At 41.6% G+C, this 24,893-nt stretch carries 22 protein-coding genes and 3 pseudogenes; 14 read left to right on the top strand and 11 right to left on the bottom strand.

Features of this window, described 5'->3' with window-relative positions:
* Positions 1 to 84 precede the first annotated feature (84 nt).
* The 4 genes from dinG to rsmS are packed head-to-tail and all read left to right on the top strand — an operon-like array spanning position 85 to position 3,711.
* Entirely contained in the window at positions 85 to 2,160 is a 2,076-nt protein-coding gene (gene dinG, locus CCZ37_RS04930) for an ATP-dependent DNA helicase DinG (protein WP_094499908.1), read from the top strand.
* 54 nt (positions 2,161 to 2,214) lie between these two features.
* Positions 2,215 to 2,994, top strand: a complete 780-nt coding sequence (locus CCZ37_RS04925; protein WP_094499907.1) for a sulfite exporter TauE/SafE family protein — start codon at positions 2,215 to 2,217, stop codon at positions 2,992 to 2,994.
* The gene (gene priC / locus CCZ37_RS04920; protein WP_026027178.1) at positions 2,991 to 3,539 is read left to right on the top strand and encodes a primosomal replication protein PriC; all 549 of its coding nucleotides are present in this window, start codon (positions 2,991 to 2,993) and stop codon (positions 3,537 to 3,539) included. The genes CCZ37_RS04925 and priC overlap by 4 nt, the downstream gene beginning before the upstream one ends.
* Before the next feature lies 1 nt (position 3,540).
* Entirely contained in the window at positions 3,541 to 3,711 is a 171-nt protein-coding gene (gene rsmS, locus CCZ37_RS04915) for a pleiotropic regulatory protein RsmS (RefSeq protein WP_013856554.1), read from the top strand.
* A gap of 33 nt (positions 3,712 to 3,744) precedes the next feature.
* Here rsmS and CCZ37_RS04910 read toward each other — a convergent pair.
* A pseudogene (locus tag CCZ37_RS04910) lies at positions 3,745 to 4,284 on the bottom strand (methyl-accepting chemotaxis protein); the annotation flags it as partial.
* Positions 4,269 to 4,505, bottom strand: a complete 237-nt coding sequence (locus CCZ37_RS04905) for a hypothetical protein (RefSeq protein ID WP_094499906.1) — start codon at positions 4,503 to 4,505, stop codon at positions 4,269 to 4,271. The gene CCZ37_RS04905 and the pseudogene CCZ37_RS04910, both read right to left, overlap by 16 nt.
* A gap of 195 nt (positions 4,506 to 4,700) precedes the next feature.
* Between CCZ37_RS04905 and CCZ37_RS19295 the strand changes: the two are divergent.
* From CCZ37_RS19295 to CCZ37_RS04895, 3 genes and pseudogenes are all read left to right on the top strand, one after another.
* A pseudogene (locus CCZ37_RS19295) lies at positions 4,701 to 4,793 on the top strand (transcriptional regulator); the annotation flags it as partial.
* 18 nt (positions 4,794 to 4,811) lie between these two features.
* The gene (locus CCZ37_RS04900; protein ID WP_094499905.1) at positions 4,812 to 6,389 is read left to right on the top strand and encodes a coiled-coil domain-containing protein; all 1,578 of its coding nucleotides are present in this window, start codon (positions 4,812 to 4,814) and stop codon (positions 6,387 to 6,389) included.
* Between the two features lie 8 nt (positions 6,390 to 6,397).
* Complete coding sequence (locus CCZ37_RS04895) at positions 6,398 to 7,447, top strand: N-acetyltransferase (RefSeq protein ID WP_094499904.1); 1,050 nt, start codon at positions 6,398 to 6,400, stop codon at positions 7,445 to 7,447.
* Between the two features lie 28 nt (positions 7,448 to 7,475).
* Here CCZ37_RS04895 and CCZ37_RS04890 read toward each other — a convergent pair whose 3' ends face one another.
* Genes CCZ37_RS04890 through CCZ37_RS04875 form a run of 4 tightly spaced genes read right to left on the bottom strand, consistent with a single transcriptional unit; the run spans position 7,476 to position 10,110 of the window.
* Positions 7,476 to 7,943 (bottom strand): GNAT family N-acetyltransferase, encoded by a 468-nt coding sequence (locus CCZ37_RS04890; protein ID WP_157729199.1) that lies wholly within the window; start codon positions 7,941 to 7,943, stop codon positions 7,476 to 7,478.
* A 13-nt stretch (positions 7,944 to 7,956) separates the two neighbouring features.
* On the bottom strand, positions 7,957 to 9,141 hold the full coding sequence (locus tag CCZ37_RS04885; protein ID WP_094499902.1) for a hypothetical protein: 1,185 nt from the start codon (positions 9,139 to 9,141) through the stop codon (positions 7,957 to 7,959).
* A gap of 17 nt (positions 9,142 to 9,158) precedes the next feature.
* The gene (locus CCZ37_RS04880) at positions 9,159 to 9,710 is read right to left on the bottom strand and encodes an ATP-binding protein (protein ID WP_094499901.1); all 552 of its coding nucleotides are present in this window, start codon (positions 9,708 to 9,710) and stop codon (positions 9,159 to 9,161) included.
* A gap of 1 nt (position 9,711) precedes the next feature.
* On the bottom strand, positions 9,712 to 10,110 hold the full coding sequence (locus CCZ37_RS04875) for an ASCH domain-containing protein (protein WP_094499900.1): 399 nt from the start codon (positions 10,108 to 10,110) through the stop codon (positions 9,712 to 9,714).
* Between the two features lie 159 nt (positions 10,111 to 10,269).
* On the opposite strand from CCZ37_RS04875, the pseudogene CCZ37_RS19290 reads away from it, so the two are divergent.
* Together CCZ37_RS19290 and xthA are read left to right on the top strand one after the other, a co-directional pair.
* A pseudogene (locus CCZ37_RS19290) lies at positions 10,270 to 10,620 on the top strand (phage integrase); the annotation flags it as partial.
* Positions 10,621 to 10,947: 327 nt separating this feature from the next.
* Positions 10,948 to 11,757 (top strand): exodeoxyribonuclease III, encoded by an 810-nt coding sequence (gene xthA / locus CCZ37_RS04865; RefSeq protein WP_094499898.1) that lies wholly within the window; start codon positions 10,948 to 10,950, stop codon positions 11,755 to 11,757.
* A 105-nt stretch (positions 11,758 to 11,862) separates the two neighbouring features.
* On the opposite strand, the gene CCZ37_RS04860 is transcribed toward xthA, so the two are convergent.
* From CCZ37_RS04860 to CCZ37_RS04845, 4 genes are all read right to left on the bottom strand, one after another.
* A complete protein-coding gene (locus CCZ37_RS04860) occupies positions 11,863 to 12,540 on the bottom strand; it encodes an ABC transporter permease (RefSeq protein WP_094499897.1) in 678 nt (225 codons plus the stop codon).
* A gap of 2 nt (positions 12,541 to 12,542) precedes the next feature.
* Positions 12,543 to 13,283, bottom strand: a complete 741-nt coding sequence (locus CCZ37_RS04855) for an ABC transporter permease (RefSeq protein ID WP_010319215.1) — start codon at positions 13,281 to 13,283, stop codon at positions 12,543 to 12,545.
* 208 nt (positions 13,284 to 13,491) lie between these two features.
* Positions 13,492 to 14,268, bottom strand: a complete 777-nt coding sequence (locus CCZ37_RS04850; protein WP_208613930.1) for an ABC transporter substrate-binding protein — start codon at positions 14,266 to 14,268, stop codon at positions 13,492 to 13,494.
* A 104-nt stretch (positions 14,269 to 14,372) separates the two neighbouring features.
* Positions 14,373 to 15,143: an ABC transporter ATP-binding protein gene (locus CCZ37_RS04845; protein ID WP_094499895.1), complete on the bottom strand. Its 771-nt coding sequence runs from the start codon at positions 15,141 to 15,143 to the stop codon at positions 14,373 to 14,375.
* A gap of 613 nt (positions 15,144 to 15,756) precedes the next feature.
* Here CCZ37_RS04845 and CCZ37_RS04835 point away from each other — a divergent pair.
* From CCZ37_RS04835 to CCZ37_RS04825, 3 genes are all read left to right on the top strand, one after another.
* Positions 15,757 to 17,298 (top strand): DUF3360 family protein, encoded by a 1,542-nt coding sequence (locus CCZ37_RS04835; RefSeq protein ID WP_094499894.1) that lies wholly within the window; start codon positions 15,757 to 15,759, stop codon positions 17,296 to 17,298.
* A gap of 268 nt (positions 17,299 to 17,566) precedes the next feature.
* Positions 17,567 to 19,843 (top strand): formate C-acetyltransferase, encoded by a 2,277-nt coding sequence (gene pflB, locus CCZ37_RS04830; RefSeq protein ID WP_010319218.1) that lies wholly within the window; start codon positions 17,567 to 17,569, stop codon positions 19,841 to 19,843.
* Positions 19,844 to 20,044: 201 nt separating this feature from the next.
* The gene (locus CCZ37_RS04825) at positions 20,045 to 21,031 is read left to right on the top strand and encodes a lipid A deacylase LpxR family protein (RefSeq protein ID WP_208613929.1); all 987 of its coding nucleotides are present in this window, start codon (positions 20,045 to 20,047) and stop codon (positions 21,029 to 21,031) included.
* A gap of 16 nt (positions 21,032 to 21,047) precedes the next feature.
* Here the strand turns inward: CCZ37_RS04825 and CCZ37_RS04820 are convergent, their stop codons facing one another.
* Positions 21,048 to 22,925, bottom strand: coding sequence for a methyl-accepting chemotaxis protein (locus tag CCZ37_RS04820; RefSeq protein WP_094499892.1), 1,878 nt, complete (start codon positions 22,923 to 22,925; stop codon positions 21,048 to 21,050).
* Between the two features lie 201 nt (positions 22,926 to 23,126).
* On the opposite strand from CCZ37_RS04820, the gene pflA reads away from it, so the two are divergent.
* Complete coding sequence (pflA, locus tag CCZ37_RS04815; RefSeq protein WP_094499891.1) at positions 23,127 to 23,867, top strand: pyruvate formate lyase 1-activating protein; 741 nt, start codon at positions 23,127 to 23,129, stop codon at positions 23,865 to 23,867.
* Positions 23,868 to 24,164: 297 nt separating this feature from the next.
* Entirely contained in the window at positions 24,165 to 24,665 is a 501-nt protein-coding gene (locus CCZ37_RS04810; RefSeq protein WP_010319222.1) for a YfbU family protein, read from the top strand.
* Positions 24,666 to 24,893 lie beyond the last annotated feature (228 nt).

Below are 24,893 nucleotides of genomic sequence, written 5' to 3'. Positions count from 1 at the left end.
TGTTCTAAAAGCATACGATTTCGTGAACTGCGTATCCTTTAGTGAACTGTGCTAGACTCGGCACTCTGCTATTTAGGTCTGTGTATGCTTACAACAAAAATCCAAAAATCCATTCGGGATAGTTATCAAAATCTGCAATTTCAGCTCGAAAACTTCATTCCTCGTCGAGGACAAAACTATCTTGTTGCTGAGATTGCAAAAACATTGTGTGGTTCATATCACAAGTCCAACCGAATCTTGATTGCTGAAGCGGGTACAGGAATAGGGAAATCACTCTCCTATTTAATGGCAGCGGTTCCTGTTGCAGTGTTGAATAATAGAAAGGTTGTTGTTTCGACAGCCACAGTGGCACTTCAAGAACAGCTGATCAGCAAAGATTTGCCTTTATTTAGACGCATCACTGATCGTCAATTCTCTTTTATCCTTGCCAAAGGACGTCAACGGTACTGTTGCACCGAAAAACTCGCGGCGGCGTGTGGGGTGGATGGCTCACAAATTGCCCTGTTCGAATCAAAACCACAAAAAAAAGACGTTGAATTGTTCACCACCATGTATGAAAAACTGGCTCAAGGAAAATGGAACGGTGATCGCGACTCGTGGCCAAAAGCGATTAAAGATGAGTTATGGCAACTGATTGTTAGTGATAAGCATAGTTGTAATGGTAGCTTTTCTGGCCACAGAGATTGTCCTTTTCAAAAGGCGCGTTCGGAACTGGATAAAGCCGATGTCATTATTGCCAACCACAGCTTGGTCATGGCGGATGCTGACCTTGGCGGTGGTGTCATTCTGCCTGAGCCCGAAAACACCATTTACATTTTTGATGAAGCACACCACTTACCTCATGTCGCACGAGATCACGCTTCAGCGTCCGCAAGCTTGAAAGGCGCAGCAAGTTGGTTAGAAAAACTCAATCAATCCGTAACCAAGTTTTCAAGCTTAGCCGAAGAAAAACGAGTGGCACGTTTTCGTAACGAACTGCAGGAGACACTGCAACAGCTTATCCCAAGCTTGAGCCAACTGACAAAGCAGTTTGTGCCCGAACAATTTGAAGAAAAGCGATACCGTTTTGAGCATGGCGAACTGCCACAATGGCTTGAAGAAGAATCTAAAACCCTGAAGCGGCTCTCTCAAAAAGCCAATCAATCCGTCGCTAAAATTGCGGACTTGATTGCTGAGCGAGTTAAGGAAGGCGAACTCGCCGCTCGGTTGGCAGAACCAGCACTGACTGAATTAGGCTTTTATATTCAGCGTTTAGAGAACCTTGCCCAAGTATGGTTGCTGATGGCGGAGCCCAAGCGAGAAAAAGGAGCCCCTTTGGCACGTTGGCTTGAAATTCACCCTGAACGTGAAGGTGATTTCATTGTTAACGTTTCACCGCTAGAAATTGGTTGGCAACTTGATCAACAGATCTGGAGCCGCTGCATAGGCGCAATCTTAGTCTCCGCGACGATGCGAGCTCTTAACTCGTTCAGCTACTTTTGCTCGCAAGCAGGGATCAGTGAAAAGGCAGAAGATGGCACACGTTTCCTAGCACTCGCTTCACCGTTTGATTATCAAAATCAGGCCGAGTTACTCATTCCAGCAATGCGTTTTGAACCGCAAGCGAAAGAGTATACTGATTATCTGGTAGAGCGGCTCGCTGAGTTTATTCAGCCAAACAAAGCTAATTTAGTGCTGTTTGCTTCTTACTGGCAAATGCGCGAAGTGGCTGAAAAAATATCAACAGATTTTGTTAAACGAGGCTGGGCGCTGCAAGTCCAAGGTGAAATATCACGCACAGAAATTCTAAATAAACATAAAATGCTAGTGCAGTGTGGTAAAACGAGCGTGATGTTTGGCACCAGTAGCTTTTCGGAAGGGCTAGACTTACCAGGAGAACTTTTGGAGAATCTGGTGATCACAAAAATTCCGTTTGCCGTACCAACCTCTCCAGTTGAGCAAGCTCACGCCGAATACATAGAGAAGCGAGGCGGAAACTCTTTTATTCAGATAACCGTTCCTGAAGCCAGCAAAAAGCTGATCCAAGCCGTCGGGAGATTGCTGCGCAAAGAGCGTGATTCTGGTAGAGTCGTAATTCTCGATCGCCGAATCGTTTCAAAACGCTACGGAAAATCATTATTGGACTCGCTTCCTCCATTTAAAAGAACAATAGAATATTAGCTAGGGGCTTAACGCTGCGCCCTTTCATCTCATTACTCAGGGCCGATTTTATTCATGGAATTTGTTGAGCCAACCACTTTGATTGTGTTGGCGCTTGTTGCTTTTATTGCTGGCTTTATCGATGCCGTCGCTGGCGGCGGTGGCATGCTTACTGTACCCGCGTTATTATCAATCGGTCTTCCGCCGCACATCGCACTAGGAACGAATAAGCTGGCAGCAACATTTGCCTCATCAACTGCCGCATTAACCTACTATCAGAAGAAGCTGTTTCAACCAAGTTGCTGGGGCAGAGCTTTCATTGCCACCTTGATTGGCGCAACCATAGGTACTTTTGCTGTCGATGCGATCAGCACCGATTGGCTACAAAAAGTGCTGCCGCTTATTATTCTAGCTGCCGCTATCTATACGATATGGCATAAAACACCACATGCACACCAGAATGTCAGCCCGCCCCCCAGCCCTGTACTTCACAAAAAGCAGTATGCGCAAGGCTTGATACTTGGATTTTATGACGGACTGGCAGGGCCAGGGACTGGCGCATTTTGGACAGTCAGTTCGATGGCGTTATACCGACTCAACATTTTATTGGCCTCTGGCCTTGCTAAAGCGATGAATTTTACCAGTAATGTAACGTCATTGGTTACCTTTGCCATTTTGGGGCATATTGACTGGGTGTTGGGACTGACTATGGGAGTTTGTTTGATGGTTGGAGCTTTTGTTGGCGCACATTCAGCGATTCGTTTCGGCGCTAAATTTATTCGTCCGGTGTTTGTGAGTGTGGTCAGTGTGCTTGCAATTAAGCTGACTTATGATGCATGGTTTGCAGGCTTATGAACCATTTTTCTCAATTGAAGTCCTTAATTGAAGAGTTGAAGCAACAAGCCGCCAGTGTTGACCGAACTCGTGGTGAACACCATCAGGCTCTGTTTGATGAGCGCCTGTTCCACTGTAAAGCGCACTTATTAATCCCTTGTGTTATGGAAGCAAAAGCGACCTTTGATTCCATCGTGCGCGAACAAGAGAGCCAACGGCTAACCAGTCAACGAGCTCAATATCTAACCGATCGACTGCTTGCACAAATTGCGGCAATCCAACGCGAAATATCGACAGTATCGATCAGAAAAAGTGAGCCCAAGCATCGCAGCTATTATCGCAAACCGATCAATGCGTTATATCAAGAGCTGGCCCAGCACCAAGAATGGGAGCGGAGGCTGATGGATATGGTGAGAGAAAAAGAACTCGGGCTCAAGCAAAATTCTGCTGTTAGTCAGCAGCAAGCACAAAAAGCGTTATTGACCGTAGAGCAGCGGCTCAAGCGTTGCCAAGAAGCCAAAGCCAAAATTGAGAAACAAATTACGTTCAGGGAGAAAAACCAATAAAATGAATGATCCTACTGTACCGCTAGACGGTGCGTCTGAAGAGATAAAGCTCGCTGTCGATCTCATCTACTTATTAGAAACCAATCAGATTGAACCACACACCGCACTTGAAGCGCTGAAAATCGTACAGCAGGATTTATTGCGTAAATTGGATGATACTGCGAGAGAGTAAGAAGCAAACATCGACTTCTTACTCTTTCAGCCGTTAGACTTTAAATTGCCCAACCAACTGTTGCTGCTTGGCCGAGAGTTGGCTTATCTGAGCTCCAACCGATTCTGATTCACCGACCAGTGTCAATATCTGCGCGCTAAGATCACGAATATTGGATAGGTTGAGGTTGACTTCACCAGAGACGGCTTGCTGTTCTTGGGCCGCTTTCACAATCTGGCTATTCATATCGTTAATTGCTGAGATGGATTCAAACACTATTTCTAATTCAGCAACGGCCTTTTGAACTTGCATCGCAGTTCCATTTGCTAACGCGTTTCCTTGCTGGACCTTTTCAATCACTTTGCGTATTTCATCCATTGACTTCTCAATCTGCTGGACTAAATTACGAACCTCATCGGCTACAACAGCAAATCCTCGACCTTAGTCTCCTGCCCGAGCCGCTTCTATAGCCGCATTTAATGCGGGCAAATTTTTTTGCTGTGAAATCCCCTCAATGACCGTTAGGATTTCGGTAATATTGACATTGAGCCACAACGGACAATATTCTTTGGTGGGAATCAGGGAGGAAAATCGCATGAGTATGACCACAGCAACTGCAATGCTTCGCGCGTTGCCATTTCATGTAGAGCAACCATATTGATCATGGGTGTTTCTTTCGCTTTCCCTTTGGTTTTAATAAGAAGTTTGCCTTCTGCCACCCAATCCATGATGGTGCATTTTGGCATACCAGAAAGCTGCGAATACTGCTCGTAAGTCATAAAAGACGCATTAAGTGCTATTTGATATGAAAGCATGGTGCTATCCTTGTAAGTCGTTGATTGTTTAATAACGGACGATAGAGGTACAACTCATACCGTTCGATTTCATTTTGAATGATTGATCGCAGATGGAAACATGCCAGTTCCCAATTCGACCGCCAAAGTATGTTGGAGGGAAGGAAGTTATTGAAATATTGATGCAAAGCCACAAAAACCACGTCAAATCAGGCTTTAGCTATTAGCTTTAATGGCTCAACGATTACTGTTGATGAAGGTGATGTGAAGGTTGTGGATAGAGTTGCTTTGACACTTTTGAAGAATTAGTTTGGGGACTAAGCAAAAATGGATCAAAAGGACATTATAGATTTAATCGAATATATAAAAGTCAATTTTAACCGACAAATGATAGCGTCGGAACAAATTGCTAATGGTCAAGTAATTCAAAGCATAGATGAACTAAGACTCTGGATGGAAGAATTATCATCAGAAGTAAATGACCCATTAAGTTTGTTTACTGATCATTCACATCCATCTGAATATATTGATAAAATACTGTCAATAGCCAAAGATTTATCATTAAATTTCAGTTCAAAGCAAAACAAAATTAAAGCAAGAACATTAATAAGAAAATGTCAAAAGCTAATGAATGAGCAAGAACAAAGTGACAGTAACATTTTAAAAGAGTTTTCAGACAAACTAGATCGGAAGACTGGTCAGCATGAAAAACACTTAGAACGGATAAAGTCGGACGCAATAAACGATATCAGATCCGAAACCTCCGAGCTGAAAGAGCAATTACAAGATGAACTCAAGCGATTATTTGAAGATCGCTATAGTGATTTTCGCTCATCTGTAAACTCTCAGCGAAATGAGATACGCAAAAATTCAGATGAGTTAGTAAATCAATTACACAATGAATTCAGGGCTAAAATAGACGATTTAAATGACCGATTTGACATTACTGTCGGCGAACGAATTGAACATTTCGAAAGACGATTTTCACAGCTGCAAACTCGCAATACAGAGATAACTACCTCAATAACGAATATCGAAAGTTCTATTTCAGAAGCAATAAGTGAAAGCAAAGATTCGATACTAAAAGATGTTTACAAACTTCAAGATGAAGCACAGCTTTTAAAAATTGAGATATCTAACGCGAGCAAACAACTTACTAGAGAGCTGAAAATCGCTGAAGAAAAAGCCAAAGAAAAGATTGTTGAAGCTATAAATGAAGAAATCGCACAGTACAAAAAAGTAAAAGAACTACTAAATATTCAGGTTACAAGAGCTACTGATATAGTGGGAACATTGTCTAAAAAAGCAATGGCTCACGAACACATCATACAGGCCAATAGAGAGTTCAAGACTTTCTTAGTTCACCAAATTCTTGGTGTAATCTTCTTACTGGGTGCGGTTGCAATGAGTATCGCTATTTTTAGCAATTCTCTTGGTATAAACGTACCGTGGCTTAGCTGGCTTGTCAGTGTTCCAACACAAACAGTTATAGATCCAACTACTGAAAAGATAATTGCTACAACTAACTTACTAGCATCTGAAGAAGCGGGTAGTCTATGGTTCTTCAAGAGAATATCAATACTTATACTGCTTACCGCACCAGGAATCTACTTTCTAAAAGAAGCTGCCGTGCACCGTTCAAAAGAGAACGTTTATCGTCAACGAGGTGTTCAATTGGCGGCAATTGCCCCATATCTAAACGAACTAGAACCATGTGAACGTCAAGGTATTAAGAAGGATTTGGTTAAAACGTTTTTCTCGTTTCATGATGGCAAAGCAGATACCAAAAATGTGCCTGACTTTTTACGCGACCTAAAGGAAACAATGAAAATAGTTCGTTCTATCGACAAACTTGACCCGCATAACCGCGTTAGAAAAGTAAAACGAAGTACTGAAGAGTCTTAGGAGGTTTCGTGGAAAATTTGAAGATCCAAAAATTTTCAGAGATAAATCTGGAAGACCCTTTTTTTGATACGCTAAAAGAAGACTATGCAGGCTTCAATGAATGGGTTTTAAAAAAGGCAACCAATAACGCACTTGTACTTTACAACGACAGCGGACTTATCGAAGGCTTCCTGTACTGTAAATATGAAAATGGTCCCGGCGATGACACTACTCCATTGTTGCCAGACACACAGCACATGAAAGTTGGTACATTTAAATTCAATCCAAAGCAAACCCGCCGTGGTGACAGATATTTAAAGAAAATCTTCGACTACGCGTTAGCTTCTCCATCGCGAGTTGAAGACATTTATGTCACTGTTTTTGCAGAAAAGCATAGCTATCTAGTTGAGCTTTTCAAACGTTATGGTTTTGAAAAATACGGTACTAAAGGTGGCGAAACCGTTCTGCTTCGCGATTTGAACAAGATAACGGGCGACGTTGACAAGGACTATCCTTTTGTTCAAACGAAAGGCAACGATAAGTACATGCTTAGTATTTATCCGATGTTCCATACAAGGCTGTTTCCTGACTCAAAACTCCACTCTGAAGCTCCAAACGTAGTGCGTGACATCTCACACTCTAACAGCATCCATAAGATATATATCTGTGCAATGGATAGAGTGTTAGATTTCAAACGCGGAGATACAATCGTTATCTATCGAACGGGGGATGGTCAAGGACCAGCTGAATTTAGATCGGTAGCCACTTCTCTTTGCGTTGTCGAAGGCGTGCGCCATATAGATAGCTTTGAATCGGAAGAAGAATTTGTTAAGTACTGCCTAAAATTCAGCATATTTGATGAACCAGAACTGACTAATATCTATAGACAGAAAAAGTATCCTTTTATTATCAACTTTACTTACAACGTCGCGTTTAACAAGCGCCCTAATAGACAACAATTAGCGGATATTGCTGGCTTAAATAGAAGTGATTACTGGGGAGTGATGAAGCTCTCAGATAGACAATTCGATATCATCACAGAACTTGGCGAAGTTGATAGTCGATTCTTATTGAAATGACAAAAAGCACCACATTAGTGGTGCTTTTTTATTTAGTTTTGAAAAAATGCTCAATGTTGTCATATCGATACATATGCTCAACACACTCATCGAGAACAAATCCTTTAGCCGCGAGCACTGGGTATAATTCAGCTATCCTTTCATTCGAGACTGAGATTAATACATCTTTTCCCTGAAAGTAATCTAGTGATTTGTCCATCAACTGACTACCAAGTGCTTTACCTTGAAACTCAGGCATAACATAGAAAGTACAAATCTTATTTTCTTCTGGTGACCTTTTAAGCAAGCTAAGACCGCAAAGCTTATCGCCATTATGGGCTAGAAGTATGTCCCGCTTACCTTTGTAGAAACTTGATAGAAACTTATCTTTAAACCAACTATTAAATTCAGGATACAAGGGAGCAACAGACTCTAACGCTGGAACTATCTTTGTTACATCGAAATTAGGACCCGCTAACTCGATTTTAAATGATGGTTTTATAATAATATCTGTCACTTCAATTTCCTGTTTATTCTACTAGAGGCCAATACATTCTACATGTGAATTGAGGGGTAAGTTTTGGTAGCTTATTAACATCACAAGAATTTCCTTCATCGTCTGTTGGCAAAAAGCCATTCGTAGTGGAAGGCTTTGCATACTCCCAGAGCGTATTAGTTGCGAGGCCAGAAGCAACACCAATTAAAATAGAGAATACTACGGCAATAACGATAGCCTTCCAAGGTATCGTGTTTGACGAAAACTTAGCAAAAGCAGAAAAGTGATTTATGAATAAATCTGATTTATCACCTTTCCGATTTTTCTCATTTAATTCATCTTCGGTAGGATTCCCAGGCGTTTTTTGTTTCCAGTGATAAATTAACTTTTGAGACTTAGTATTATCAATATCTAGATATTTATCCCAAAGTTCCGTTTCTAATACTCTACATCTCTCATAATTGGAATGCGAAACTTTAAATTCAGATATAGCTTCTCTAATTAAAAAGAAATGAATAACATTAATAGATTCAAAATCGATAATTTTTTCTCTTATCTTGTAAGGTAAATTTCTAGCTTCATTAATTCTAAAATCTATCACTTCTATCTTAGAAAAATCACCGAATAAAGTCGGAACTTTGGTCTTAGTAATATTGGATATACGGCTTAAAGCTTTTATATTTAATAGTTTTATTCTAAATCTAAAGTAAGTAGGTATATCTTCGTCAATCGCTCGAGTAAATAACTTTATGGGAAAGAACAGTTTAACACCAACTTCTCTTTTATCTTTTAATTCCCCGATTTTTACCCCAGACTCCCCATCACCATTTTCTTCATCAATTTGAGTAAAAAAATTCATATCTTTGCCGCCCGGCAAAGTGATCTTATAAATACCCGAACCGGCAACATATGAGATATCTGTCACATAACTATTAAAAATAGCTGACAACAGTTCGCTATCTTTACAAACTATAGTTCCCAACTCACCATCATATTCAACATATTTCTTTTCAAAAGGTAAGTAAAAATAAACGCCCGTTATCTTAGAAGATAGCTGATCATCCTTAAATACGTTGTTTAATTTAACACCTATATCTATATAATGAATATTTTCGTCGGGAAGAGCCCAGTAATTTATATGCAATTCTGAATTGATACCTAAAGGCTTATTCTGAAAAGAGTCTTGTTTTTCCAACCAAAATCCGAAACTACTAGCCATTAAACATCCTCAGTTAATTATAAATTTTCTATTTCATCAACAATGTTCGATGTTTCATCTATTCCAGAATGAAACTTAACTAGTGGTATATTCCTGTCTAGACAGAAGCTGTGAGCGTGTTCATATTCAGTATTCTGAAATGAACGCAGCAAATCAACTGAAAAATCGGCACCATCTCTCGTCATCAGACGTCGGCTTAACTCTACTGGTTCACATTCAACATAAACCACTAAAGAAAGTTCCATTGCATCAAAGACAGAATAGTCCAACTTAACGATTTCTTTGCTTTTGTTGAGTAAACAAAAGTGCCCGTCAAGCAGCAATTTATCATCAGTTAGCTTTGAAAGCCCTAGAATCAGAGCGGCTTGATTTTTATCTGCGGAATCGATGAATTTGCTGTCTTCAATGTAATCTGAATTGCTTTTAATCAGGCTGCTCGCTGAATAGCTGTTAATACCTAATAAGTTGTTTAACGCATGGCACAAAGTACCCTTACCTGAACCGTGTACTCCCGATACAAACACCACTTTTTTCATGGTTTCCTTACCAACATCATCAGTTCTAGCCATATCAACTGATACATAACTCAGATGATGGTTCTATGTATTTAAATGATTGAGGGGCCTTAAAGCCAGCTTCTATTTCGTAAGGATTAATCGGTGTTTCGTATCTTTTAAACTCCTTGATCTCAATAGCATAAGCTACTTCTCGGTCTAAAAAATATTCATCAAAAAATTGTTTATTGATTCCTGATGCGTCTTTGGTTTGCTCCCATAAATCTTCTGGGTGCTTTGCCAAAATCTCTCCAATTTCAAACTCACCTACGATTAAACCTTCTGGCATCGTTGAGTAAATGACAACTGACTTAACTTCTGGACGCTTGAAAATAGCTTTTCTGTATTCGAATAACTTCTCACCCGAAAGAATTTTTTCAACAAACTCAGGTTTTATCGAAAGAAGTGCCTTCATATGTAACTCTCAAGAAATTTCATAACCGTGAATATTAAACCGTTCAGTATCAAATAGCATTACAAAATAGGACTTTGTTTGAAACATCTGACATTGAACATTGAAATAATGCAACAAAATTAATACTGTCCAAATACACAAAATTCCTCGAAGTTTTCCATGTCTATCCGAAACTTAAAAGATGGTTCCAAAAAGCCTTGGTTATGTGAATGCTACCCAAACAGGCGCAGAGGTAAGCCCGTGCGTAAGTCGTTCGCCACCAAAGGCGAAGCTGCCGCTTTTGAAAAGTTCACCATGCGAAATGTGGACGATAAGCCTTGGCTGGGTGATAAACCTGATCATAGGAGATTAAGTGACATGCTAGATTTATGGTTCAATCTCCATGGGAAAGGCCTTAAATCGGGCTCTCACACATACCAACGGATGACTGACATCATAAACGCTCTTAATGAACCAATCGCTTCACAACTCACTCAGCGAGATTTTGCACATTACCGTGCAAATCGAGTTGGTATAGATCGTGGGCGTGGAAACAACGAATGGCTATAAGTTCAAACAATCACGATTTCATGCGTAAAGATGGTAATATTCTTGACTTGAAACAAGCGCTAGGACATTCGAAGATTGAACTCACGATGATTTATGCTCACTTTTCTCCAAATCATCTGTCAGAAGTAATACGCTTAAATCCGATTGCAGATAGGAAAATATAGCGCCTAAAAATGGCGACGGCGGTCAGATTAGATCGTTAAATAACGAGTAATTCCGCATATTAAAAAGAATTAAAACCTATAAATTACAACAAATTACCAGACACACCAAGAGGTTCAGAATTATATGAAAGTCATCAGTTTTAACATCAACGGGTTGAGAGCTCGCCTTCATCAACTGCAAGCGATTATTGATAAGCATCAACCTGATGTCATTGGACTTCAAGAAATCAAAGTACACGATGACGCTTTTCCTCTTGAGGAGGTTGAAGCCATGGGCTACCACGTCTATTTTCATGGTCAAAAAGCACATTATGGCGTCGCCATGTTGTGCAAAAAGGAACCCATTTCAGTACAGAAAGGCTTTCCTAGCGATAATGAAGATCATCAAAAACGCATGATTATGGCCGCTTTTGAAGATGACAACGGCCAAAAAACAACCATACTCAACGGCTATTTTCCTCAAGGGGAGAATATTTCCCATGAAACAAAATACCCCTATAAGCGTCAGTTTTATAAAGATCTAATGGGTTACTTAACGACACATCATTCCCCTGACGAACAAATAATTGTGATGGGAGACATTAACATCAGCCCTATCGACTTGGATATTGGGATTGGTGAAGCCAATAGAAAACGCTGGTTGCAAACGGGAAAATGCTCTTTCCAACCTGAAGAGCGCGAATGGTTACAAACTTTAATCGGCTGGGGTTTTGTTGACACATTCCGTCAGTTAAATCCGGATGTAAATGATCAATTTTCGTGGTTTGATTATCGCTCACGCGGCTTTGATGATAACCGTGGGCTGCGAATCGACGTCATTTTAGCGACCCCGAACCTAGCAGAAAAATGCCAAGAGGTCGGCATCGACTATGAGCTTCGTGGAATAGAAAAACCTTCTGATCACGCGCCAATTTGGTCCAGTTTTTCTTTGTAGGAACAGAAAGTAAAGTGCCAATAAGAAGCGCGCATTCAGCGCGCTTCTTATTTTAATCTATGCCTTGATTATAGAAACAAACTCGCACGTGCTACTCGCAGCCCTTCAGCTTAATGGGCGCAAATAAGCTAAGAAGCGTTTTTCAGCCTGTTTGAAGCAGAACAAAATAATGAAGGTCAAGCCCATATAGAACAAACCTGCGGTTAAAAATGACTCGAATGGGGCATAATAACGAGAATTCACTAAACGCGCAGCTCCCGTTAAATCCATAATGGTAACAATACCAGCAACCGCAGAGCCGTGGAGCATGAAGATAACTTCATTACTATAAGCGGGCAGTGCGCGCCTTAACGCACTCGGTAGAATAATTCGTCGATACGTTTTCCAAGTACTCATTCCGTATGCTTTCGCCGCTTCAACTTCGCCTTTCGGCAATCCATTGATCGCGCCGCGAATAATTTCAGCCGTGTAGGCGGACGTATTGAGAACAAAAGCAACCAACGCGCAAAACCAAGCGTTTTCCCACAAGGTATCTTTCACCGGGAAAAATTGATCCATTCCATAGTAGATGAGATAAAGCTGGACCAATAACGGTGTACCACGAAAAAAGTAGGTATAAGCCCATGCTGGAGTACGAATAAAATAGTTGTGGTTATTTCTAGCAATCGCTAAGGGGATGGCAAGGCTCAAACCGATGATTAACGACAACCCCACCAGCCAAACCGTTGTCCACAGCCCACTAAAATAAATTGGTAGGCTTTGAGTAATAAGGGAAAAATCCATATTTACCTCGTGTGAATGCTGAACTTGCGCTCAACCAATTTGAGAAGACCAGTTGATACACTGGTAAAGAAAAGGAAGATCACTGCAACAGCCATATAAAAGGTGAATGGCATTTTTGTCGAACCCGCCGCGAGTGAGCTGACTCTGACCATATCTTCTAATCCAATAATGGAAACAAGTGCCGTCGTTTTGAGCAATACTAACCAGTTGTTACCAAATCCTGGTAACGCATGACGGACCATTTGAGGAAGCAAAATGCGTCTAAATGCTAACGTGGAACTCATACCATACGCTTTCGCCGCTTCCATCTCCCCTTTATCAACCGCCATAATAGCGCCACGAAAGGTTTCAGCCATATAGGCACCGAAAATGAAACCTATGGTTAGCACCCCTGCAATGAAAGGGCTAACATCAATATAATCGGGGAGATAAGCGGTCCATTCATGGCTCGGGTCACTTGCCATAAACCAACTGTTTAGCCATTCGTTGATTGAATAAAGGCTATTATTCAACAAAATTTGACCGCCAAAGAAAATAAGCATCATTAACACAAGGTCTGGAATACCGCGAATGATGGTCGTATAAAGGGTGGCAATGGCTCTTGCCCAACGGTAAGGTGCAAGCTTGGCTAGTGCACCTAGCATGCCAAGTAACATGGCAAGTAATAAAGAGAGCACGGCAACTTCAATGGTCAGCACCGCTCCCTTCAAAATTGAGGCTTCATAGCCGTGTAGGTCCAACATAATTCATCCCTAGTCCCTGGAGAATTTAACGACTGGGTACTTCTGGAACTAGGATCCAGCCGTTAAGAATCAATGGATTCCCATCATAATTGAGAAGGTGGAGTCAACTGAGCTAACCAGTCCTAATTACAGAGAGATCGATAAACATATTCATATGCTCGGCCCACTCTCACCTTCTAATTATATGGGTAAGATATGATGTTACAGCTTATTCACCGTAGACATCGTAATCAAAGTATTTGGCCGCAATTTGTTGGTAGATCCCTTGTTGACGAAGAGATTTAATCGCCATATCAAGTTTTTGAGTGAGATCTTTGTCTTGCTTACGAACCGCAATACCAAAACCATCGCCAAACCATTTCGGATCGGTTAATGATGGGCCGACGAACTCATACGCTTCGCCGCCCGCTTTGTTAAGCACACCCTCTTCCAATGCAGAGGCATCACCCAATACTGCCGCAATACGGCCATTGGCTAGGTCAAGATAGGCTTCATCAAATGAACCATAGCGGACAATTTCAACTGCATCGCCATAATTATCAGTAAGATACTTATCGTGCGTTGTTGCACGTTGTACACCAATTTTCACCCCTTTTAGACCTTCTTTAGAAAAATCCAACGCAGCTCCCTTCTTGGCGATAAATTTATTGGGAATTAATGCGTACTTACCAGTGAAATCGACTTTTTTCTTGCGCTCGTCGGTAATCGACATGGCTGCAATAATCGCGTCATATTTACGTGCGAGCAGTGATGGGATAATGCCATCCCAATCTTGTGGAACGATGTTACATTCCACTTTCATCTCCTTGCACAACGCATTGGCCATATCAACATCAAAGCCTTTGAGAGATCCATCAGCCTCTGTCCAGCTAAAAGGAGGATAAGCCCCTTCTATACCAAAACGAACCGTCTTCCATTCTTTCGCTTGGGCCATGCCAGTCATTGCACTAGCGGCAACGGCTGCAACTAATAACCACTTTTTCATTTCCATACTCCTGTGATTGAGATCTTATTTATTTATCATGTTGTGTTTGTGTTGGTTTTGCTTAATATTTATGTCGTGGTGAACACCACAACGCAATGAATACATTAATAAATAGAGGATATAAATTGTTTTAAACGTTCAGATTTAGGCTGGATGAACAGGATGGCAGGGTCTCCTTGCTCTTCCACTAAACCTTGGTGCAAGAACATCACATGGTTTGAAACGTCGCGAGCAAAGGCCATTTCATGAGTCACTACCAGCATAGTACGGCCTTCTTCTGCCAAGTCTCTCATAACACCCAACACTTCACCGACCAATTCAGGATCAAGTGCGGAAGTGGGCTCATCAAACAGCATAACTTCTGGCTCTACGGCTAACGCTCTAGCAATCGCCGCACGTTGTTGTTGCCCACCAGAAAGGTGTCCAGGATAATAGTCTTTACGTTCATACAGGCCGACTTTTTTTAGCAGCACCTCAGCACTCTCGATGGCTCGTGCTTTCGGTACTCCTAACACATGAATTGGTGCTTCAATAACGTTTTCTAACACCGTCATGTGCGACCAAAGGTTAAATCCCTGAAATACCATAGCAAGGCGTGAGCGAATTCGTTGCACCTGCTTTTCACTCACAGGTGAAGCTTCACCTTGCCGATTTTTTTTCATTTGAATGAGTTCACCATTGACCCAAATATCACCAGAGGTTGGTGTTTCAAGTAAATTGATGCATCTAAGAAAGGTACTTTTTCCCGAACCAGAAGAACCAATAATGGAGATCACATCACCCTTACGAGCTTCTAGTGAGATTCCTTTTAGTACTTGGTTTTGACCAAAGGTTTTGTGCAGCTCTTTAATATTCAGCGCCAGTACATCAGTCATGCGCTTAACTCCCTGTATTTGCTACTGCAGAGTATTCCAACTCCCATTTTTGATACAAACTAGCATTCACACCAAAAACATGCAACAAATTATTAACCTATAAAATAAGGATATTTAGTTATTTTATCTGATTAAAAATTCACATTTTAGCCAATACTTCTCCATATGGCGCATATAAATGGCACACCAAGCGATTAACACTTAATTCATTCTATTAACATAAACTTAAAAATCGACAACCTATGCAGGCATAAAGTACACCTAGATTCATAGGATATTTAAGGTCATTAATATCATTGAAACTCTTTTACAAACATCACAATATGAAACATTATTTCAAGTAAGTAACGCCTCAACCTCCTGTTTTCATTAGGCTGCTGTAGTTTTCTTTCACATTTATTCTTAAAGTGATCAAGATCAATCACCCTAAAGGATAAGCAAGATAAACTCGCGAGCAAAGATAAGGTTGTATAAATAACCACACACTTTTTTTAGTTGTTGTTATGCAAGCACATATGAGATGTGCTACATATTCAATTAAAAACATTACCGCTTCTTCGCGGATTACTAGGATTCAGTACGAATTACTAACTTTTACAAATATGAGGAATCTATGCCAGACGTAGTCAACAATGAGCGCTCAGAAATCGAGACGAAAAGCTATAAAGAGCTGCATCGTCCAGCATCTGAGTTTGCAAGCCGTTCAGATTACCTAGACCACGAACTGCAGATCATGAAGCCCCGTCGCTTTGGTTTGAACTTACCTGGTCGTGACTTCCGTTTTGAACTTGAAGATTTTGTACCAGCTATCGCGGGTACAATCGGCATTATCGCCATGTACTCAGCGGTAATGATGTCTTGGGCTGATGGCCTAACCCAAGCATGGGATCACATTCATCTAGGTAAAGACTTCGCGATTGAAGTTGCACGTGTAGAGATGTTATTTCCTGCCCTCTTCTTCTGTGTTATTGCCTCTGGTTTCTTAAACCCAAAAGCCAACTTAGCTGGCAACCATGGCCCAATGATCCCTCTTATCGGCTCAATCGCATTAGCTGGTGCACACCCTTTGGCATTGGCAATTTTGCTTGGCGTTTTTGGTCTTCTCTTAAGTTACTTTAAAGGAGGCTCGAAACTGGTCAATCTAACCTCCGAGGGAACCGCAGGCGGGTTGCTTATCTTCCTCGGCTTTACCGGAACAATGAGTCAAATTGGTTCTATCCAAACTTGGGCTACCAGTTTGCAATCGGCCGATGTCGCCGCAGGCAGCTTAGGTTACGTTGGCCTAGTGGTTTTAGGTGTCAATATTGTGTTGTATGCATTTCTTGCAAAAATCAACATGCGTTGGTTGGCAATTCCTGTCTGTGCAATGACAGGCCTTGCGATTGCACTTTTATTCGGTACTGGCTTTGATCTTCAATTTGAAACTCAGATGGGCTTACCTAACCTTAATCCTGTTTACTGGTGGGGCTCAACCACTGAAGGTTGGATGCTTGGTTTGCCAACAGTAGAACACTTTATCGCTTCATTGCCCTTTGCTATTTTGGCCGTTGCGATGTGGTCACCAGATTTCCTTGGTCACCGAATTTTCCAAGAGTTGAACTATCCGAAGAGAACTGAAAAAGTACTGATGGATGTTGATGACACAATGACCATGTGTTCAATTCGTCAAATGGTAGGTACAGCACTTGGTGGTGGTAATATCACATCGTCATGGGGAACGTATATGATCCCAGCGGCGATTGCTAAACGCCCAATTCCTGGTGGTGCCATCATTTTAGGCTTATTGGTCATGACTATTGCTATCCTTGGCTTCCCAATGGACGTAGCGGTTTGGCCGCCAGTAATGCGTATTGCTCTATTAGTAGGGGTATTTCTTCCTTTACTAGAAGCGGGTATGCAAATGGTAAGAAACACAAAAGATTCACAAGCAGCGGGCATTTGTATCTTTGGTAGCGCTGTGGTGAACCCTGTTCTGGCTTGGGCATTGACCATGCTACTGGACAATAATGGCCTGATTGGCGACAAAGAACGTGCATCAAAGCTGTCTTTTGTCGACAAAATCATCATTCCAGGTGGTGTGCTGATCATCTGTTTAATTGCTATGCTTGCGGTTGGTATGCTTGAAAACCAATACGGTTTAAAAGCTTGGCTATAATGAGATTCGACTAATACTAATTTGGGTAGTGCTCGCACTACCCAAACTTTATTTGAAAAGTTTAACTTTTATTGATTTAGTTTAAGGTTTACAAAAAAATTTTAGCCTAATCTTGTATTCAAGGCTTCAAAGCACAATATCTATATTCAGATAATTGAATAGTGTGAATATAGATATTGTATTAATAGAGTGTACTGCTCCTTTCGAGGATAACTGGCTCAACAGTGAAGACAGTGCGTGTTTTTTCTACTAAAAAGGTAGGTATGTCATGGCAGAGCAATTTGCTAAAGCTTGGGAAAGTTTTGCTGCAGGTGAGTGGCAAAATGAAGTTAACGTTCGTGATTTTATTCAAAAGAACTATACGCCGTATGAAGGTGACGAATCTTTCCTAGTTTCTGAAGGTACTGAAGCGACAAACAAGCTTTGGGCTAAAGTAATGGAAGGTATCAAACAGGAAAACGCGACTAAGGCCCCTGTCGATTTCGATACTGACGTTATTTCTACCATCACTGCTCACGATGCAGGCTATATCGAAAAAGATCTTGAAACTATCGTTGGTCTACAAACTGAGAAGCCACTTAAGCGCGCTATCATCCCTAACGGTGGTGTGCGTATGGTGGAAGGCTCTTGCAAAGCATACGGTAGAACTCTTGACCCTATGATTTCAAAAATCTACTCAGAATACCGTAAAACTCACAACGCTGGCGTTTTCGACATCTACACTCCTGATATCCTAGCGTGTCGTAAGTCTGGTGTTCTGACTGGCCTTCCTGATGCTTATGGCCGTGGCCGTATCATTGGTGACTACCGCCGCGTAGCACTTTACGGTGTTGATTTCCTAATGAAGGATAAGCTTGCTCAATTCACTTCGCTACAAGAGCGTTTTGAGAACGGCGAAGACCTAACGGCAACGATGCAACTTCGTGAAGAAATTGCCGAACAACACCGTGCACTTGGCCAAATGAAAAAAATGGCTGAAAAATACGGTTTTGATATCTCTCGCCCAGCAGAAACCGCACAAGAAGCTATTCAGTGGACTTACTTCGGCTACCTAGCTGCTGTTAAGTCACAAAACGGTGCAGCAATGTCGCTAGGCCGTACTTCGACTTTCCTAGATATCTTCATCCAACGTGATCTAGAAGCGGGTAAAATCACTGAAGTACAAGCTCAAGAAATGATCGACCACTTCGTAATGAAGCTGCGTATGGTTCGTTTCCTACGCACTCCTGAATACGATGAACTATTCTCTGGTGACCCAATTTGGGCAACAGAATCAATGGGTGGTATGGGTCTTGACGGCCGTACACTCGTTACACGTTCTAACTTCCGTTTCCTAAACAGCCTATACACTATGGGTCCTTCTCCAGAGCCAAATATCACTGTACTTTGGTCTGAGCAGCTACCTGATGGCTTTAAACGTTTCTGTGCAAAAGTATCTATCGATACTTCATCTATCCAGTACGAAAACGACGATTTAATGCGTCCAGACATGAACTCTGACGACTATGCTATCGCATGTTGTGTATCGCCAATGGTTGTAGGTAAACAAATGCAGTTCTTCGGAGCGCGTGCAAACCTTGCCAAAACAATGCTTTACACTATCAACGGTGGTGTTGATGAGAAGTTGAAAATCCAAGTTGGTCCTAAAATGGACAAGATCGCAGGTGAGTATCTTGACTATGACGAACTATGGACAAAATTGGACCACTTCATGGATTGGTTGGCGAAGCAATATGTGACTGCACTAAACAGCATTCACTACATGCACGACAAATACAGCTATGAAGCAGCGCTAATGGCACTGCATGATCGTGACGTTAAACGTACGATGGCATGTGGTATTGCTGGCCTGTCTGTTGCTGCTGACTCTCTATCAGCAATCAAATACGCAAAAGTTAAGCCAATTCGTGACGAAGATGGCCTAGCGATCGATTTCGAAATCGAAGGTGATTATCCTAAATTTGGTAACAATGACGCCCGCGTTGATGACATTGCATGTGAACTTGTTTCTACCTTTATGGGCAAAATCCGTAAACTTAAGATGTACCGTGATGCAATCCCAACTCAGTCTATCCTGACTATCACTTCAAACGTGGTATATGGTAAGAAAACAGGTAACACACCTGACGGTCGTCGTGCTGGCATGCCTTTCGCACCGGGTGCGAACCCAATGCATGGTCGTGATGAAAAAGGTGCAGTAGCATCATTGACTTCAGTAGCGAAACTACCGTTTGCTGATGCGCAAGATGGTATTTCTTATACTTTCTCTATCGTTCCAAATGCGTTAGGCAAAGAAGAAGCAAGTCAACGTGCAAACCTTGCAGGCCTTATGGATGGTTACTTCCACCATGAAGCGGGCATTGAAGGTGGTCAACACTTAAACGTGAATGTGCTTAATCGCGAAACTCTTGAAGATGCGGTTAAACACCCTGAGAAATACCCTCAGCTAACCATTCGTGTATCTGGCTATGCTGTGCGTTTTAACTCACTGACTGCAGAACAACAAGCTGACGTTATTGCGCGTACTTTCACTGAATCTCTATAATTTCAGTTAAATTACTAGCAAAGTAGTTAAGCCCCGCTCGGTGAGTGGGGTTTTTTTTATTCTCAGAGATCAAAAATGTGTAATCCATCGGTCACAAATGTTACGGCTACCACATTTATTTTGATTCAATTGCCCATTAATCAACTAAATAGCGATTCTTTCCTATATGATTAGAGCTTGTCTATATTCTGCAGTGTCCGTATGAAGTTATTTCACATTATTCCATTGACGTTACTCAGTGCTTCTGCGCTGGCCTCTCAACACGCAACCGTTGCTTTTAACCTCGACAACGATGGTGTGTTTGGCGTAGATCGCGACTACACCAATGGTTTATTTTTAAGCTACACCTCAGAGGCGATTACTCCATATTGGTGGGCTAAACCACTCAGCCTTTCGATCTGGGGAACAGCTCCGTTAGATAAATGGGAAATCACTATCGGTCACAAAATGTGGACTCCTTCGGAGATTTCTCTTACCAAACCAGAGCCGAATGAACGACCTTACGCTGGGTATTTACACACCGAGCTTAACTATATTAGTTTGCATCCCCAACAAGCCACGCGGGCAAATTTAACTATTGGAACCATTGGCGATGCTGCGCTTTCTGAAAAAGCGCAAAAGTTAGTGCACAGCATCACTAAATCTGACGAACCTAACGGATGGGCCTACCAGGTAGAAGACAAAATCGTCGGTAGTATTGGCTACCAATCGCATTTTAATTTGACACGCTATCGCAGCTACGCTGGTACTGACGCTGAGTTTTCTAACGTTTCAAAGGTCAATGTTGGTAACTTTCGTAGTGATGTTTCGACAGGTTTCATGATGCGTTGGGGGACCGATCTTGCAGGCAACTTTGGCAGTGCTCAAATCAGTGCAGAAAACCCTTTTTCCGCAGGGATGATTGGTGCTTCGGATACTGGATGGTTTCTCTTCGGAGGTGTAGAAGGACGCTATCGCTTCAATGACATCACCATCGAAGGAGATAGGCCTTTAAACGGATTGGATCACCCAGCAGAATATTACCAAGTTAACTTGCAAAATCTCCAAGCGACCGCTGTAGTTGGTGCGGCTTGGTATATTCAACAAGTTGGCGCGAGTTTAACGTTCATCGCAAATACACCTGAGTATAAGGAGGACAAAAGCTCCATTCACGGTGTTGGTAGCATTTCTCTTTTTGCCTTCTTCTAACATTGAAAAACTGAAATCATATGGTAAAGCTTTGGCAGTCCGCACTTAGACAGCTAGAGCGTTTATCTACAATCTTGCTTGTTGCTCTTAAGTGTTCATTGTTCTCTTCCAAGGCTCTCATGGCTCGAGATATTTGCGTCATGTTATCCGCCATTGAGTGACTAGTTTTCGCCAAATCTCGGATCGATGCAAAAATGGCTTCTGTTTTATTCGCCGCTTCATCTGCTTTTTTGATAATTTTCGCTATCGCTTGGATTGCTTGATTACCTTTTTCTTGCGCATTCTGCATAGACTGCTCGGATTGCGCAATATAAGTGATTACTTCGGCACTTTCCTTTTGCATAGTTTCAATAGTGCCGGAAATTTCGGCCACGGCATTGACCGTTCTTACCGCTAAACTTCGCACTTCATCTGCAACAACAGCAAAGCCACGACCTTGTTCCCCAGCTCTCGCCGCTTCAATGGCGGCATTGAGTGCCAATAAATTAGTCTGCTCAGCAATACTATTAATCGTGTCCATCACCGAGTCTACTTTTACAGAAGCTTGTTCAAGTTGATGAATATGCCCCGAGGCCGAACTTAGGATTTTTCCCACCTCAGCCAGTGACGTAATAGCAACGGAAATTACTTTCCCCCCCTCTTCTGCGCTTTGCATAGAAGATTGGCTGAGTTTCGCAACAAATTCTAATGAGTTGGAGACTTGTTGCGTCATCACGCTAACCTCTTCCGTTGCCGATGCCAATAATTGAGTCTGACCCAAAACGTCAGATTGATTTGTTACCAAAGTATCCAAGCCAATATTCAACGATGTGGCATCGCCAGACAAAGCTTCACTACTTTTCTGCACCCCACTGACCAATTTGCCTAAATTTTCACAACTTTGGTTAATGGCTAATGCCAGTTGATTGAATTCGTCCTTTTCGTTATTCGTCATCGGCATACGGCGTGACAAATCACCACGCGAGATATTGTTCAATACCTGAATAGCTTGCGACAAAGAACGAGAAAGAGAAAAACTAAAGGTAAGGAAAATAGCAATGGTCAATATGGCAAGTAACGCACAGGCCGCCAATACAGACCACTGTGTTTGCGATGCGGTCATATTGGCGGCCAACTGATATTGTTCGCTCAACGCAGAAAGCTTGGTTGAAATATCTTGAATCACCGACTTCACTTGCGCCTCTGTAGCGACTCTTTGTTTCTCCATCATTTTTAACTGCTGGGACAGCTCACTCAATCGTAAAAATGCCTGTTTAAATTGTTGTATCTCTTTTTCATATAGATCCAGCATCGAATAAGAATCAGACATATTGACAAAACTGGTCATAGCACGATTAAACAGCCTTAAGTTTTGCTCAGAGGGTTCTAATAAATAATTTTGCTGCGCCTTAACCATTACTTGAAAATCCGAGTTGATTGTAACCATCCCCGTCTCATCTATCTTTTTCTCTATTGTGATAGCCAACGTTTTCAGCTCGCCCAACTTACCTTCGTTCACATTGAAACCCACTTCCGATTTCACCTGCAACCAAGGACGCAAAAAATGATCAAATTGTTTAGCTGCCTTGAGCAACACTTCCCCTTCTTGAGCAAAATTGGTCTTTTGTAGGAAAGCCACATTAACATTCACCTCTCCCATTAACAGATCCAATTTCTTCAAAACAGAATTGATTTGATTGCCTTGCATGCTGTTTAGCTCAGATGCAATCGATAACAAATTTGCTTGAGTAGTAAATATCGCCACAGAACCAGATGCCACGTCTCCACTAGACCGATACTGATCATCCATTCCCATTAGGCTTTTTGCGGTATAAATCCCTAAACCTAAAAAACCAACACAAAGGATGAGCAAAAATAGACTGATTTTTTGTTTTTGAGAACACTGTACATCCATGAGCTATTCCTTATTTAAACTCTATCGTATTCAACGAGTTTTTATTTCTATACAGTGTAGTCAATGCGCAGGATGTCATGGCATTCATTTTGAGCCACAGCATGTGGTCCAGGATATGCGGCAGCAATTGCACATTAACCCTACTTAATCCCTACCATTTGTAATAAAATAACGGGCAAATAACCTATTCGAGATGAACTGATGTCAACAACTGGTCGTATTCATTCTTTTGAGTCTTGTGGCACAGTAGATGGCCCTGGAATTCGCTTCATTATTTTTATGCAAGGCTGCCTAATGCGTTGTATGTATTGTCATAATCGTGACACATGGGACACCCATGAAGGCAAGGAAGTGACTGTCGAAGAAATCATTACCGAAGCAAAATCTTATCGCCATTTTATGAAAGCCTCTGGCGGCGGAATTACCTGCTCAGGCGGTGAAGCTATGCTTCAACCTGAATTTGTTCGTGATTTATTCAGCGCGGCGCAAGCCGAAGGTATTCACACTTGCTTAGATACCAACGGTTATGTTCGCAAACACACAGATGCTATTGATGAAGTGCTCGATGCCACTGATTTAGTAATGTTAGACATCAAACACATGAAAGATGAGATCCACCATGATTTTATTGGTGTGTCGAATAAGCGAACCTTAGATTTCGCGCGCTACTTGCACACCATTGGTAAAAAAACTTGGATCCGTTATGTGATTGTTCCTGGCTACACTGATGACGAAGAAGCCGCTCATATGCTTGGTGATTTTATCAAAGATATGGATAATATCGAGAAAGTAGAGCTGTTGCCTTATCACAAATTGGGCGCTCATAAATGGGAAGCCATGGGATTAAAATATCCATTAGAAGGTGTGAATCCACCGTCAAAAGAGACCATGGACAAAATCGTCGAGATCTTGGCTCAATATCACTCAAACATAAAATATTGATTACTTGATCTAACAACCATAAAAATACCAGCATAACGCTGGTATTTTTATAGAGAGGCTAGCCATGCAACAGGAACAACTTGCGGTGCTCCTGCTGCTGATTGGGTCAACTACGCGATTTTAAATACTCATTTTGGACAAAGTTATATCTATAACCACTTACATAAAAAGTAACAAGAATTGCGCACATTTTATACTTTCCATATTAAATCCGTGTTGAGATCATGTTTCATTGCCGATAATTGCTGTTAATCTTATGCCATCAAATAGAACATAAATTTTAGTGAGGCTACTTCCATGGAAATGACCAATGCTCAACGACTGATTCTATCTAATCAGTATTTTTTGATGTCACAAATGGATCCAAACAATGCCGAAAAATATAAGCGGTTACAAACGATTGTTGAACGCGGTTATGAACTGCAAATGCGAGAACTCAACAAAGAATTTGGTTGCTTGACCGAAGCAGAATGCCGCGAAGTAATCGATATTATGGAGATGTATCACGCCATGCAAGAATCACACAAAATGCTCTCCGATTCTGAAAGCAAAAATGTGGATCAACGTCGCCTACACTTTTTAGGGTTTGATATCGCCAGAGAATCACAACGCGTTCACTACGTGCGTTTCTTGGTTGAATCTGAAGGACTTTACCCACAATTTGAGAAAGCCGATCACCATTTCAACAGCCAAATGCCAATGTTGGACAAATACCGCCGCATGTTAACTGCTTGGCGTAATTGCCCTCGTCAATACCATTTATCAACCGCAGAATTTACACAAATTTTTAATGCCTAGATTTTAATGCCTAAAAAGGCAGGCTGACGAAAAACGAAAAGACGCAGACACTGCGTCTTTTTGCATTCCACCTCACAGTTATTAAGCCCCAAACCAACTTATCCCTCAGATCATTGATATTCAGACACTAAATAACTCAACCTCACCGACGTTATTAGTGTCACGAAATTTAAATAAACACATAATTGTTAAGCAAAATTGCCAAACTCGGACTAATCTTAAATTGTT

This window comes from Vibrio qinghaiensis, assembly GCF_002257545.1.
In the GTDB taxonomy this organism is placed as follows: Bacteria; Pseudomonadota; Gammaproteobacteria; order Enterobacterales; family Vibrionaceae; genus Vibrio; species Vibrio ordalii.
This window is presented reverse-complemented; position numbering and strand designations above follow the sequence as displayed.

Bases quoted from the DNA above. Each gene is read 5' to 3' on its own strand.
- dinG (WP_094499908.1), top strand. From the start codon at position 85: ATGCTTACAACAAAAATCCAAAAATCCATTCGGGATAGTTATCAAAAT.
- CCZ37_RS04925 (WP_094499907.1), top strand. From the start codon at position 2,215: ATGGAATTTGTTGAGCCAACCACTTTGATTGTGTTGGCGCTTGTTGCT.
- priC (WP_026027178.1), top strand. From the start codon at position 2,991: ATGAACCATTTTTCTCAATTGAAGTCCTTAATTGAAGAGTTGAAGCAA.
- rsmS (WP_013856554.1), top strand. From the start codon at position 3,541: ATGAATGATCCTACTGTACCGCTAGACGGTGCGTCTGAAGAGATAAAG.
- CCZ37_RS04905 (WP_094499906.1), bottom strand. From the start codon at position 4,505: ATGCTTTCATATCAAATAGCACTTAATGCGTCTTTTATGACTTACGAG.
- CCZ37_RS04900 (WP_094499905.1), top strand. From the start codon at position 4,812: ATGGATCAAAAGGACATTATAGATTTAATCGAATATATAAAAGTCAAT.
- CCZ37_RS04885 (WP_094499902.1), bottom strand. From the start codon at position 9,141: ATGGCTAGTAGTTTCGGATTTTGGTTGGAAAAACAAGACTCTTTTCAG.
- CCZ37_RS04880 (WP_094499901.1), bottom strand. From the start codon at position 9,710: ATGGCTAGAACTGATGATGTTGGTAAGGAAACCATGAAAAAAGTGGTG.
- CCZ37_RS04875 (WP_094499900.1), bottom strand. From the start codon at position 10,110: ATGAAGGCACTTCTTTCGATAAAACCTGAGTTTGTTGAAAAAATTCTT.
- xthA (WP_094499898.1), top strand. From the start codon at position 10,948: ATGAAAGTCATCAGTTTTAACATCAACGGGTTGAGAGCTCGCCTTCAT.
- CCZ37_RS04860 (WP_094499897.1), bottom strand. From the start codon at position 12,540: ATGGATTTTTCCCTTATTACTCAAAGCCTACCAATTTATTTTAGTGGG.
- CCZ37_RS04855 (WP_010319215.1), bottom strand. From the start codon at position 13,283: ATGTTGGACCTACACGGCTATGAAGCCTCAATTTTGAAGGGAGCGGTG.
- CCZ37_RS04850 (WP_208613930.1), bottom strand. From the start codon at position 14,268: ATGAAAAAGTGGTTATTAGTTGCAGCCGTTGCCGCTAGTGCAATGACT.
- CCZ37_RS04845 (WP_094499895.1), bottom strand. From the start codon at position 15,143: ATGACTGATGTACTGGCGCTGAATATTAAAGAGCTGCACAAAACCTTT.
- CCZ37_RS04835 (WP_094499894.1), top strand. From the start codon at position 15,757: ATGCCAGACGTAGTCAACAATGAGCGCTCAGAAATCGAGACGAAAAGC.
- pflB (WP_010319218.1), top strand. From the start codon at position 17,567: ATGGCAGAGCAATTTGCTAAAGCTTGGGAAAGTTTTGCTGCAGGTGAG.
- CCZ37_RS04825 (WP_208613929.1), top strand. From the start codon at position 20,045: ATGAAGTTATTTCACATTATTCCATTGACGTTACTCAGTGCTTCTGCG.
- CCZ37_RS04820 (WP_094499892.1), bottom strand. From the start codon at position 22,925: ATGGATGTACAGTGTTCTCAAAAACAAAAAATCAGTCTATTTTTGCTC.
- pflA (WP_094499891.1), top strand. From the start codon at position 23,127: ATGTCAACAACTGGTCGTATTCATTCTTTTGAGTCTTGTGGCACAGTA.
- CCZ37_RS04810 (WP_010319222.1), top strand. From the start codon at position 24,165: ATGGAAATGACCAATGCTCAACGACTGATTCTATCTAATCAGTATTTT.